The 12415-nt window shown below is 48.6% G+C and carries 10 protein-coding genes; 2 read left to right on the plus strand and 8 right to left on the minus strand.

Annotated elements, in window-relative coordinates; translation table 11 throughout:
• Positions 1 to 565: 565 nt before the first annotated feature.
• A complete protein-coding gene (locus IE055_RS15900) occupies positions 566 to 1177 on the plus strand; it encodes an outer membrane beta-barrel protein (RefSeq protein ID WP_189402675.1) in 612 nt (203 codons plus the stop codon).
• 174 nt (positions 1178 to 1351) lie between these two features.
• Here the strand turns inward: IE055_RS15900 and IE055_RS15905 are convergent, their stop codons facing one another.
• From IE055_RS15905 to IE055_RS15920, 4 genes are all read right to left on the minus strand, one after another.
• The gene (locus IE055_RS15905) at positions 1352 to 3301 is read right to left on the minus strand and encodes an acyltransferase family protein (protein ID WP_189402676.1); all 1950 of its coding nucleotides are present in this window, start codon (positions 3299 to 3301) and stop codon (positions 1352 to 1354) included.
• 968 nt (positions 3302 to 4269) lie between these two features.
• A complete protein-coding gene (locus IE055_RS15910; protein ID WP_229794328.1) occupies positions 4270 to 4734 on the minus strand; it encodes a hypothetical protein in 465 nt (154 codons plus the stop codon).
• A gap of 85 nt (positions 4735 to 4819) precedes the next feature.
• A complete protein-coding gene (locus IE055_RS15915; protein WP_189402678.1) occupies positions 4820 to 6256 on the minus strand; it encodes an SEFIR domain-containing protein in 1437 nt (478 codons plus the stop codon).
• 1100 nt (positions 6257 to 7356) lie between these two features.
• Complete coding sequence (locus IE055_RS15920; RefSeq protein WP_189402679.1) at positions 7357 to 9057, minus strand: DUF8614 domain-containing protein; 1701 nt, start codon at positions 9055 to 9057, stop codon at positions 7357 to 7359.
• Between the two features lie 106 nt (positions 9058 to 9163).
• Here IE055_RS15920 and IE055_RS15925 point away from each other — a divergent pair, with 106 nt between their 5' ends.
• The gene (locus tag IE055_RS15925) at positions 9164 to 10090 is read left to right on the plus strand and encodes a M14 family metallopeptidase (RefSeq protein WP_189402680.1); all 927 of its coding nucleotides are present in this window, start codon (positions 9164 to 9166) and stop codon (positions 10088 to 10090) included.
• Positions 10091 to 10099: 9 nt separating this feature from the next.
• Here IE055_RS15925 and IE055_RS15930 read toward each other — a convergent pair whose 3' ends face one another.
• The 4 genes from IE055_RS15930 to IE055_RS15945 form a co-directional block, all read right to left on the minus strand.
• On the minus strand, positions 10100 to 10729 hold the full coding sequence (locus tag IE055_RS15930; RefSeq protein WP_189402681.1) for a hypothetical protein: 630 nt from the start codon (positions 10727 to 10729) through the stop codon (positions 10100 to 10102).
• A gap of 3 nt (positions 10730 to 10732) precedes the next feature.
• Positions 10733 to 11503: an AMP nucleosidase gene (locus IE055_RS15935; protein WP_189402682.1), complete on the minus strand. Its 771-nt coding sequence runs from the start codon at positions 11501 to 11503 to the stop codon at positions 10733 to 10735.
• A gap of 83 nt (positions 11504 to 11586) precedes the next feature.
• Positions 11587 to 12030 (minus strand): YbjQ family protein, encoded by a 444-nt coding sequence (locus IE055_RS15940; protein ID WP_189402683.1) that lies wholly within the window; start codon positions 12028 to 12030, stop codon positions 11587 to 11589.
• Entirely contained in the window at positions 12023 to 12343 is a 321-nt protein-coding gene (locus IE055_RS15945; RefSeq protein WP_189402684.1) for a YbjQ family protein, read from the minus strand. The genes IE055_RS15940 and IE055_RS15945 overlap by 8 nt, the downstream gene beginning before the upstream one ends.
• Positions 12344 to 12415: the final 72 nt, after the last annotated feature.

Consider the following 12415-nt stretch of genomic DNA (forward strand, 5'->3'; position numbering starts at 1 on the left):
GTCCTTTTCAGTTGGTCCTTTTCAGTTGGTCCTTTTCAGTTGGTCCTTTTCAGTTGGTCCTTTTCAGTTGATTCTGAGCAACACGAAGCATCTCTAACACACTACACGATGGCACCAGTACCGCGAGAACGGGAGGTCATCACCATCTTCCCGCCGGCGTCATTCTGAGCGAAGCGAAGAATCTATCTTGTCATCGCCCATAGTAAGCCGAGTAAGAACATCGTCAGATTCGATAAACCTTCCAATAGCTTATTGCTGACTCGAGGCGTTGAACTTCGCTACCTTGATACACCCCAGTCTTTGTAAATGCAAAGCCCGAAGCCTATGCGCACATTAAAAACAGATGTCGGTCCAAATCAAAAAGGAGGAATAAATAGGCACCGGAAAAACTGTGTCAGCCGTACAGCAATGTCATGGTCGCGCTCGAAGACCGATAGCCAATTCTTTTAGTTACCGAGATCTTACAATCCAATTAAAAAATGGTTATCCAAAGTAAGAATTCGGAAACCACCGCTAGGATATCCGAATCGCTAACACGGACACCACCTTTCAAAGGAGGGAATCGATGAAAACCATCATCCTAGGACTAGTATTCTCACTCACCTCAACTTCTGCCATGGCAGAGAGAAATTTTTCATTCGACATTCTCGCTGGCCAAGCCGAACAAGCGCTTGTCTCGCCAGTGGCGCCAGCTGCCTTTAACATAAGCGGCGACGATCTGTCGTTCGGGCTCCGCGGAGGCTACAGGTTCAGCGATCACTTAGGTGCGGAGATCGCATATCATGACTACGGTGGTGCGGTGCAGACCCGAGTAGATTCAGCGCTCTACGTTATTGATGATGAGAGTAATCTCACCGCAATCAATCTAGGCCTTGTCGGAATGTTCTCCATAGGAGACAGGCTAAGCATCAATGCTAGAGCAGGCATTGCTGTTTGGGAGTTGGCACTTAGGCGTCGTGACACGGCGTTTCCTGGGCAAGTATTTAGAACAGGAACTGACGGCGAGGATCCCTACGTGGGCATTGGTCTTGCATATAAGATATCTGAGCGACTTTCTATGGGTGTCGAGTACGCATGGACGGACGTAAATCACAAATTTATATTCATGAGTGGCAACAGCATTGAAGGTACCAATGACCTGCGAAACCTGTCTTTCACAGTCGGTTCTCGGTTCTAGAGGTTAGATCGGTTAGATGGACACTCATCCCAATCAAACAGGTTAGATGGACACCCATCCCAATCAAACAAGCATACCATCGTCATTCTGAGCGCAGCGAAGAATCCCCAGTATAGGAATTTAAGCTTCCTTCAGGGCTTACTTAGACTATGGGTCTCCACCTCGAAGTGCGCATCAATTACTCGACAGCAAGTGTTGAAACCAATCAGTATCGTGGATGTCCTGCGCAAGGAATTTTGCGCCGTTTTCGCTTAAGTGGTTTTCGTCAAAAATAATGACGTACCCATCTTTAGTGAGTCTTTGACAACCATGTGTGTTGCAGAAGCGATCGAGTAAATCGAAATAGATGTAGTCGTCCGCCAGCTCTTTTAGTTGCGTGTTGATTTCGACTGTTTTTGGGTGCGGCGGTGTTCTCAACTCATGCGACTGAGGAGAAAAAGCGTGGCGGCTAACGAACTGTATGCCATTGTTTATCTGCACCTTGGACCCAAGCACCATCACCTTCGCTTTGGTCAGGCTTTTGAGGTGCGCGACTGTTTTGGGTATCGCGTTAACTTGATTTAAGTGCCACAGGTGACTGGCTAACACGATGCTGTCAGCGGCTTTAAACAAGTGTAGTTGCTCAAGAACCCTCGCGTGCTCGCGTTCACAGCGTGTGGCGGCGCCGCCATAAAGTCGTTGATACTGATTGCTCGAGAACCCAAACAGACTCTTGCAGTTGTCCCCAATTATCACGGCGGCGATGTCTAATTGATGGTCAGCGTCGGCGGCAATTAACACGTTGACTAAATCGGCCGCCATACTGTCACCGATAATCAGAACTTTGTTGCGATTATCGTTTTTAAAGCCATTCTCAAGACGCTTAATGTTGGCCCAAAAGAAGTCGGTGTAGTCGCCTTTTTGGTAGCTAAGCTGTGCGACAACGTCGGCCGGGTGGCGCCACAACCAGCCTTTCGACGTCACCGCGTTTAGACTGATTGCAACAGTGAGTAACGCGGCGAGTGTGGAGGCCAGTAGAAAAGGTCGGTTTGGTGATGAGTTGGAGTTGGTAGCACCAACTTTTATTTTCCTAAATGGTTGTTCAATGTACCGAACCATCAGATAGGCAAGCAGCACTGAGACGACGATCAACATGGCCGTATCCAATAGTGTGAGGTCGCGCGCAATCCAATAGGTGTAAAACACAATCATCGGCCAATGAATTAGATACAGCGAATAGCTTATTAAGCCCAGGCCTACCATGCCCCGATTAGACACAATCCAACTTAATCGATGCTTAGCGCCGCTGTAGATCATGAGCGCCGCGCCCAAGGTTGGTATCAACGCAGTCACGGACGGGAAAATCATTTTGCTGTTGAGCAGAAGAAACGAGCTCAATACCATGACGAGACCGATGGCAAAAAGACCCTCGGCGACAATCCGGCGTTGCGGGCCCCTGGTCCAAACCAGTAACGCCCCAATCACAAACTCAAATACGCGAAACGGCAGCCAGTAAAACGCAGTGGCGGCGGCACTGAGCGTCGTCTCACTGTCGGTCGAAGTCAACCATGCTAGCAGCCCGCTGTTGTCACTGAATAGTGCGATGTTCAACAGCAGACTTGCTACCCCCAACAGCAATACAACGATGGGTATGAATGACTTTCGTTTAATCGCAAATAGGCCGGTCAAGAGCGCCGGCCAAATTAAATAAAACTGCTCCTCGACTGACAAAGACCAAGTGTGCAACAGCGGCTTGAATGCGACGTCGGCGTCAAAGTAATCGCTGAGGTTCCAAAAGAAAATATTACTGACACTGAAAATTGCCGCGACTAAAGACTGCGCAAACTCAATAAGGTGCGTTGGCGAAAACAGCCAATACGCAAAGACCATGCAAAACAGAAAGGTGGCTAACAATGCGGGTAGCAGTCTGCGGATGCGGCGAACGTAAAAGTGCTTAAAACTAAACCTACCAGTCTCTATCAATTCCGAATGAATGAGTTTGGTGATCAAGTAGCCGCTGATGACAAAGAAAATATCAACGCCAACAAAGCCACCTGGCAACCACGTTTCTTGCAAGTGGTAGAGCACCACACTCGCCACCGCGATGGCGCGTAATCCGTCTATATCTGGGCGGTATGTGAGCATTGTTAAAACGAAAAGCTGGAGGTGGGCTTAGGAGTGAAACGACTCGGGCAAGAATAGCTTAAAACAGTGATCTAAACTGAGTTGTTTGGGTTTTGTTGTAGGCGTCGAAGCAGTTTAGCGAAGAATCTGCAACCAAATTCACTTACAGGCTATTGACAGTTTTGCCTAAATGCCGAGTAAGCGGCTTAGCAGACCTTGAGGCTGGTTAACTTTTGATCAGGCAAATATCCGCGACATGAGAAAGTACACTAGGCGAAAGTATGCAGCACAACAGCAAAGAGATAATGCGGCCAAGGCACACGCACGAGGTCTTAACTGAGTTACCGCTCCATACAGAAGAACCAAAGTACCGAATAGCAACCCACCATGACTCAATACCAAGAACGAAATAGAAAATGCCTTGAAGCCTGCTACGCTGCTAATGAATCCCTCAATTTTCGGGATTTCCATGTATTTGATTAGTACAATGCATAGCATTATTAACTGCATTGAAATTGACCACGCGCTCAGTGCACATAGTCCTATTATTTCGACCTTACTCGACTTCATGCGACGGAAACTCAGACCTTACCAAACTCAGAGATGAAACTTGAAACTTAGACATATATGGATACCTCCCTACTGTCAAGCCAAGCAGCGGCCTGACTCTCACTCAGTGAGCCGTTAGCTTGGATTAATCACGGATTGCCGACGACCAGGGGTCGAGTTGCGCTGACATATGTACGGTTTCTAACTGCTCGCGTTTGTTCGAGCGAACCTTGATGATGATCCGCACCTGAGCGGTCTAAACACCCACACAGCGTCGTGCGCCTTGTCCATCACAGACTCAGCTCAGGCGGGACTAACTCTTAACTCATCGTTATTAGAAATGGACACCCATTCAATTCGGTACTGACAAAGCTTAGTATACGAGCTGTGATAGGAAACCGCTCTTTCGAAAGTAGCTGTCCAGGTTTACACGAGAATATTCATAGAGCACCACATTTTGCGGCACTCATTTCTTTAAAGGGTTTGTTGTCCTTTAGACTGGCAAAACCACCCATCATTGGACAGACAAAACCCTTGTCATCATTTGGATCAATACCCTCAAGGTAATAGGAAACGGATACGACCCATCTTTCTAATTCTTTAAGTTCCCCAGTCACACTCGTCACTTGGTATTTATTGTGCGAATTAGTGCTCAGCTCCATTGAAATATTTTCTTCCTCTTTACCCATGTTGCGAATCAGGGACATATCTTGGAATCTGAAGCCTTCATAATCAGTAGGAGTGAAAATTTTGAAAATATACTGCCCTTTTTCTGGCCTATACGGAATTGCAAAAATTTCGATCTCTGCGTTTACATTCTTTTCTTGTACACAATCAAGCCCGTAGCCAGGGCTTGGTAGTGCTAACAGTAAAGAAATAAGGCCGGCTTTTAAACTAGGATTCATTTTGAGAGTTGAGTGGATGTCCATTGATTACTTCGAATCTGCAATTTTCGAGCTTAGCGTAAAACAAGTTCAACAATATGAGCTGTTATGCCTTTGTTGCCAGATGCTCAAAACCTAGCAAGGCTGAAGGACTAAAAGAATCAAAATCCCACCTAGGCAATGCTTGCCAATTTTCACTATATAGGGTTAGTAGTTCTTTTAGACCATCGGGGTCTTGTATATTGAGCAAGCATTTAACTTTGTCGAAGTAGTCTCTTGATATAGAGCGCGCAAAAACTTCGAAAGCACCATGATGTCTGCCCGCGTATAGCAGTGTTTCAGGCCACCAACGGTCATAAGGGTTTTCTTTATCAATTTCTGCTCTCATAAATAGAATAAAATCGGCCTGCATCAAATAACGAAAATCAATGCCAGATGTTTTTGAGCGCTGTTCGAGCAGGTCAGCTCTCAATGATAACCTACCAAGCTCTAACCTTTGGTTTCGACGATCCAAGCATTCCATGTATACACGAAACGCAGTAAAACTAACCATCACATCACGCCCGTACTCTGAATTACCTGATACGTAATATTGCCGGCCTACGAGTACATTTGCCTGCTCGTATCTTTCTGACTTAACTAAAATCGCGACCGCATATAGAAATAGCTCATGCACAATAAATTTGTAGTTATCGAAATCCCATTTTCCGCACCTGGTTATATGTTCAGGCCTATGCATATATGGGATCAGGGTTTCAAAAAAGCGATGTAGCTTTGACAGATTTTCATCGCTCGGTGCGTACTGAGAAATCGTAATAAACAACTGAATTGCCTCATTCCTATTTGGGATGAATTGTTCGATATTTTCTATAACTGCATCATCCGTTTCCCCTTCAACTTCTGATAGTCGAAATTTTTCAAGATTGGACGAAAAAAGCTCCAAATACTCATCTAGTGCTCCGGAAGAAAATGCTTTGTTCTCTTTTAGAGCGGAGATTACTCTTTTATGAGATGCTGAAGTCCCTAGAGAAATGTGGCCGGACTCATCTAAAAAAGCTGGACGCTTGCCTACTTCAGGCTTTACATACAACGGCTTGTTGTAAGTCCAGCGCAATAACGTCTCGAAGTTTTCCGCATAACGTTCGGATTCACTTAAATCGATGTATATTCGAGATTTATAGTAGGTAGGCAAACATGGCTTTCCTTCATCGTCTTTCTCAGCAACTACGGCAACAAATTTATCTTGCTCTTGATTGTCATATACTTCTTTGGAGATTATTTGCGTTTCAGTGCCGACGCCTCCATTTCGACCATCCGCTTTGGCAGCGTACAATTTGTCTGTCACAATTATGACCTTAGAAATCTCGGGGTCTGTAACCATTTTTTCCATAAATGCTACAGAGTCATGCCCTTCCTTCAAGTCCCACTTGTCGAGAATCACATCGATTCCAGACTCTCTTAACTCAGTTGCCAAATCTAATACCCACTGCTCATGAGACGGGCTTGACCAACTATAAGAAATAAATAACTTCGGTGCTTCCATACTGGGTAAAAACTCCTCTAGGTATAACGCAAAGTCAAGGTGTAGACGGCGCGAAGCGGATCGTGTCCGGCGGAGGGCACATGTTTTTGCGCCCAGAGTATATTGGGCGCTTCGTTAGGCATTTGCGATATGAATTAAATAGCATTTCGCACTATCCTTAGATTTATGTACAAAATCATTGGAGACAGTGATTAATGAGCCGAACAAACCTACCCCCTTAATTGAACTGATTTTGTCGTCATTTGTATGCGCTCCACCATGAACGATTATATTACGGACCTTTCTAAGATTTTGTAGGTCGCAATAAGCATTGTGAACAGGAGCGATATCGATGTTGCTTACTTTACATAGATATTTGTTGTAGGCAGATAGATCGTTGTCGCTACGAATGTCCTTATGCGATAGAGATAGCTGGAATTTATTTTGGTGATAATTACACAGCTCGCGCAGCCAAAATTCCAAGCACCCGTATAAGTCGGTAATCATGGTAAAGCGTGCACTAGCATTCAAATAGCTCCATTCTGGCTCAGATTCAATCGCATCTGAAACGAGCTTGAAGAATTTATCGAGCTCTGAAAAATCGTGTTCTATTCGCTGAGAGAGTTCCAACTTCTTTTGGTGCTGATCAGCTTACTATCGAGCGCGCCTGAATCCGCCCAAATTGATATTTGGAGATACTCCCATAACGCTCGGCTTTACCCCTACTTTTCTTCATTCCCTCGCTCTCCCTTGGTGTGATAGTGCGCGTGCACGCTATTAATCCTAGCAGTGCGTAATAACATTCTCAATGGAATATCTTAGGCTTTGTTTTTTTTGCTTTGTTTATTATTAGGAATCGCACAGTTTGGGTGTGTTTGGGCAGACAGTGATTTATGGAGATTCTTCGCGTTGCTCAGAATGACGGTGGCGGGCTCGGTTAGAGGGACTTATGGGGATTCTTCGCGTTGCTCAGAATGACGGTGAGGGGCTTGCTTTGATATGAAGGACGCGATGCTAGCTTGTGAAACGCGGTTACTGTGGAACGTGTTTTACAGTGCATAAATGACATGAAAAAGCCCCCGAGTTTCGGAGGCTTTTTTTGTTTACGTCTTGAGGTGAGCTTACAAACCTAACACGTCTTTGCCTTGCTTGTAGACGATGTCTACTGGGATGCTGGCGGCGGCTAAGTGGTCTAGGTCCGCTTGTAGTTGTGGGCTGACTGAGCCTTTAGCTTCGACAAATTCGGCGACTTTGTTGTAGTCGCCATCGCCTTGTAATATGAGTAAATGCTCGCTCAAGGATTTGATTGCGGCTTCGAAGGCGTCACGATTTACTCGGTAGGTTCCAGTTGCTTCGTCACGCGTGAATGCACCGGCGTCGCTGAAGTAGTTGAAGCGAATCATGTTGGCTCGACCGTGTGCGCTACTGGCACCAAAGCGAACTGAACGGAAGATACCGGCGAGGAAGGTGACGTAGTTGTCCATGAGTTCGCCTTCGCTGATCTCATTCTTCTCACGCAGGGCTTGAATCATATACACGCCGAGGATATCGGCCTTGCCTTCTTCGAGTGCCGAGGCATGTTCTTTGAGCGCTTGACGCACTGTGCCGTTGCCGGTGATGGTGTTCTTAATGCCGAGGCCGTGCGCCACTTCGTGAAACATGGTGTTGGCAAAGAAGGCATCGAAGGTGATGTGTTTGCGTTGGTCTTCGGCAATTAACTGCTCCGAAATTGGCAGCAAAATTTTGTCGAATTTGGCGCGCATGGCGTTTTTCAACTGCAAGCGACGCGTGCCTTTTTCGAGTTGTACTTGCTCGTCGTTTGGCAGATTGATGGCAATCGTTTTGGCACCCGAGTTACAGTCGCCCGCGCAATAGGCCATGTCATACGCGTTCAAGTCGGCGTCGGAACCTGGCACCTCTGCTTTGTACTGATCCGGCACGGGTAAACCTTGTTGCAGTTCCGGCATGTATTTTGCAAATCGCGCCAAGCGTTCGCTCCACGCCATATCCTTGACCAACACGAAGGTTTCAAACGCAGCGCGATAGCCAAACAAGGCGTCTTGATAGGTTTCGATCGGGCCAATCACGACTTCAACCTGATTGGTTTTATTGTCCATCCAAGCCATGTCCGACGCTTGGTAGTCGTTAGTGCGGAGTGCTTGTGCACGCAACTTCAGATAATTGGCAAAGCCTTCGTCTTCAGCCAGTTCAGACGCCTGTTGCAGTAAGTCGGCGACTTGGGTGATTTGATCAACGTACGCTTCGGTGTAAGACACCAAACTCAAGCTGCCATCTTCGGCGCGCTTCACAATAGAGTACAAACCGTCTTTGCCCTCTTGCTCCCAGGCTTCGAACTCTTCTTTGCTCATGTCAGCCGGGTAGTAACGTGCACCAGCTGGGCGCGGGCCAGCACCGTCAATAAACGGTTTATCGGCATCGAGGCGATCCCATGGGCCGTAGTTGTACACCGCAAACTGACGTGCCTTTGGGTCTTCAATACCGCTAAGCAGCTCGTTTTTGTCGCCCCATACTTGCAGCCAGAAAATTTCATCGGTGATTTTGGCGGCGTCGATCAACAGACTCACCATCTGTTTTTGTTGCTCGCTCAGGCTGCTGAGGTCGACGTCTAACTCCACTTCGGCGTAGATGTCGAATCGCGATGGTTTTTCGGCCTCAGGGGCAGACTCTGTGACAACCGGTGTAGCGACCTCAGCCGCAGGCGTTGCAGCTTGCTCTTCGGCGGCAGTTGTGGCGGTTTGCTGCTCACAGGCAGCCAAGGAAGCAGCCAACAATAGTGCGGATGCGATAGTAGTTTTCTTCATGGTAATTTGTGACTCGTGTGAAAGCGCACTACTATAGCAAACCAAATTAGAATCCGCGCGTTCCGTGAAAGTACCTTAAGGCACGCGCCAGTGAGCAGAATCCGACATGACCGAACCCTCTAATTACCCTATCGGCACACCCGGCAAAAAATGGGGCGACGCTGAACGACAACAATGGCTCGACGCACAGTCCGTCAAACGGCGCTACCAGGATCAGGTTTTAAACGCGCTTTCGCAGCTGCCCAAAGGCTTTCAGTGTGTTCAATACGGCGCACTGAGCTACAACCCGGCGCGCTACCCCCTGTTCACCATTCAGCCTAAGAGCTGGGATTCGAATAAGCTAACCGCTCTGGTGACCGGTGGCGTGCACGGTTATGAAACCAGTGGTGTGCAAGGCGCACTGCGCTTTATTCACACCAAGGCATCAGCCTACGCTGATCGATTCAATCTGGTCATTGCGCCCTGCATTAGTCCCTGGGCCTATGAAACGATTAATCGTTGGAACCCCTTTGCGGTCGACCCTAACCGTTCATTCGTCACAGACAGCCCGGCAGAGGAATCAGCCGCGTTGATGGCGTATATCGAGTCATTAGATTGCACCTTTGATTTGCATATTGACCTGCACGAGACCACCGATACCGACAACTCCGAGTTCCGACCAGCATTGGCTGCACGCGACAACGTGACACACAAAATCTGGGATATTCCGGATGGCTTTTACCTGGTTGGCGACAGCGAGAACCCTCAGCACGACCTGCAAGGCCACATCATTCAGGCGGTTTCGAAGGTGACGCACATTGCGCCAGCAGACGCCGATGGACGCATTATTGGTGAGCCAATCACTCAGACTGGTGTGATTAATTACCCGGTGAAAGCACTTGGCCTGTGCACCGGGTTAACGAGTGCCGCGTTTGGCACCACAACGGAGGTGTATCCGGACAGCCCCAAAGTCGACGACGAAAATTGCATCTTGGCCCAGGTTGCCGCGATAACCAGCGCGCTAGACTACGTTGCAGCCAAGTTGGCAGATTAGTAGGCCCCGCTATTGCGCAAACGAAGCCATTAAGAAATTAACTTGTTCGACGCGCTGCTGCGCGTCGACCCGCATCTGTGCATACGCGGCACCAAAGTCCTCGCAAGAGAAGCCAGCGCGATTGCCAAGCTGTTCGCTACCCGCTCGCAGCGCGCTGTGGTACGCAGATTCCAACTCAGGCCAGGCACCAGAAATATCTGCACGCACCAGCGACAGGCTGGACTCGAACTTTTCATCCAGCGCGCAGTACTTGGCACCAGCATCTAACTTGCCGAGCAGTTGATACAGATCACTGAACAGCGCCATTTGCAGGCCGTTGCCTTGATCGAACAAATCGGAGATGTCGGCGCTGCGCGCCCGAATACGCTCTTGTACTTCTTGGAACGCACTCACTTCGGACTCGCTGAGCGCCCGAGCTTGTTCGGTCTCGACCAACGTAAATGCCTGTTGGACATCGGCATCGTTGGCTGCTAACAAAGCCGCCAACTCAGTAGCCCAGGTGGTCAGACCCTGAGTCTTTTGTTCCAAGGCACCATGCTCATTGGCGTATAAGTCGCTCGGCCCGGTGTCCGGTGTGCATCCGGAAACACCAATAAGAACCAGCAAAACACACAGTATCTGATTACGCTTATTGGCCATCACCTAAAACTGCAAGTGTTTCACGGTGAGCGCGTTATTGATCAGCTGCTTGAGACTATCAATACCGATTTCCACGTGCATGTCGGCATGGCTCTTGGTGGCAATCGCATCGCTGGCATCGGTTTTGACGCCTTCTGGCGTCATCGGCACATCGCTGACCAACAACAAAGCGCCAGCGGAAAATTTATTCTTGAATGCTGCTGAGAATAAGGTCGCGGTCTCCATGTCGATCGCCATGGCACGGGTTTTGCCTAGGTAGCGTTTAAACCGTTTGTCATGCTCCCAAACTCGCCGATTGGTGGTGTACACCGTTCCTGTCCAGTAGTCGCGCTTGTGGTCACGAATCGTGGTACTGATGGCTTTTTGCAGCGCGAACGCCGGTAATGCTGGCACTTCGGGTAGCATGTAGTCGTTGCTGGTACCTTCACCCCGAATCGCGGCGATCGGCAGAATCAAATCCCCCACCGAATTCTTCTTTTTCAGCCCACCACACTTACCAAGGAACAAAACGGCCTTCGGCTTAATTGCGCTCAACAGGTCGCAGATGGTCGCGGTATTGGGTGAACCCATGCCAAAATTGATCATGGTAATACCACCACCGGTTGCACAGGGCATGGGGCGGTCTCGACCGACGACTTCGGCGCCAGTTTGCTTGGCAAAGTTATCCAAATAATTGGCAAAATTGGTCAGTAAGATGTACTCACCAAACTTATCCAGCTCCATCCCGGTATAGCGGGGCAGCCAGTTTTCTACAATTTCTTTTTTAGTTTTCATGCCGCTACAATTCCATTTTTTAGCGGTGATAGCAAGCACCGAATGCGTCTATTTACCCAGAGAACCAGGGGGTAATTTTTGACTTATCGCCGCACCGCGCTGCCATAGACCAGCACTTCGACTGAGCTCAAGGTGTTCGAGGCACCCTGCGAGGTCGCAGCGGTCTCAAATCGCACGTTATAGATACAATCTGCGCCTTGCTCCTTGGCCATCTGTTTCATACGCAGAATCGCTTCGCGGCGACCACGCTCCAACAATGTTTCGTAGCTGCGTAACCGACCACCAAAAAATTTCTTGATGGTGGCCACCACGGTTTTGAAGTAATCCGAGGACACGACCACGTTGCCTACCACCAAATCACCGCCCGCTTGAAAACCATGATCAGCGGGGAGCTTGTGATCAAATACCGTGATATGGCCCAAGGCCTGTTCACGCACCGCCAGGTCTGCGTAGTGGTTTTTCTCGCGGTACGAGCCCACGCCGTACCCAAGCCCCAGCAGGGTAACAAAGATAACAAGCTCAAGCATCGTCGAGTATCACGGCCGTACCGTACGCAAACAACTCGGCCGCACCTTGCGCAACAGAGGCAGTGGCGAAACGCACATTGATAACGCCGTTAGCACCCAGCTGTTGTGCTTGTGCCAGCATGCGTTCCTTAGCTTCTTCACGCGCCTCACTCATGAGTTCGGTGTAGCCGACTAGCTCGCCACCCAGAATGTTTTTAAACCCCGCCATAATGTCGCGACCGACGTGTTTAGCACGCACGGTACTGCCCTGCACCAAGCCAAGGTGTTGTTTGATGGTTCTACCCGGAATGACTTCCATATTCGATATCAGCACGAATAACTCCGTTGATTGTGATTGACTACTATGTAAATGCGGGCAACTCGGCTGTTTTTAAACCCGAAGGCC

Source organism: Arenicella chitinivorans, from assembly GCF_014651515.1.
GTDB classification, from domain to species: domain Bacteria; phylum Pseudomonadota; class Gammaproteobacteria; order Arenicellales; family Arenicellaceae; genus Arenicella; species Arenicella chitinivorans.

Bases quoted from the DNA above. Each gene is read 5' to 3' on its own strand.
- IE055_RS15900 (WP_189402675.1), top strand. From the start codon at position 566: ATGAAAACCATCATCCTAGGACTAGTATTCTCACTCACCTCAACTTCT.
- IE055_RS15905 (WP_189402676.1), bottom strand. From the start codon at position 3,301: ATGCTCACATACCGCCCAGATATAGACGGATTACGCGCCATCGCGGTG.
- IE055_RS15910 (WP_229794328.1), bottom strand. From the start codon at position 4,734: ATGAATCCTAGTTTAAAAGCCGGCCTTATTTCTTTACTGTTAGCACTA.
- IE055_RS15915 (WP_189402678.1), bottom strand. From the start codon at position 6,256: ATGGAAGCACCGAAGTTATTTATTTCTTATAGTTGGTCAAGCCCGTCT.
- IE055_RS15920 (WP_189402679.1), bottom strand. From the start codon at position 9,057: ATGAAGAAAACTACTATCGCATCCGCACTATTGTTGGCTGCTTCCTTG.
- IE055_RS15925 (WP_189402680.1), top strand. From the start codon at position 9,164: ATGACCGAACCCTCTAATTACCCTATCGGCACACCCGGCAAAAAATGG.
- IE055_RS15930 (WP_189402681.1), bottom strand. From the start codon at position 10,729: ATGGCCAATAAGCGTAATCAGATACTGTGTGTTTTGCTGGTTCTTATT.
- IE055_RS15935 (WP_189402682.1), bottom strand. From the start codon at position 11,503: ATGAAAACTAAAAAAGAAATTGTAGAAAACTGGCTGCCCCGCTATACC.
- IE055_RS15940 (WP_189402683.1), bottom strand. From the start codon at position 12,030: ATGCTTGAGCTTGTTATCTTTGTTACCCTGCTGGGGCTTGGGTACGGC.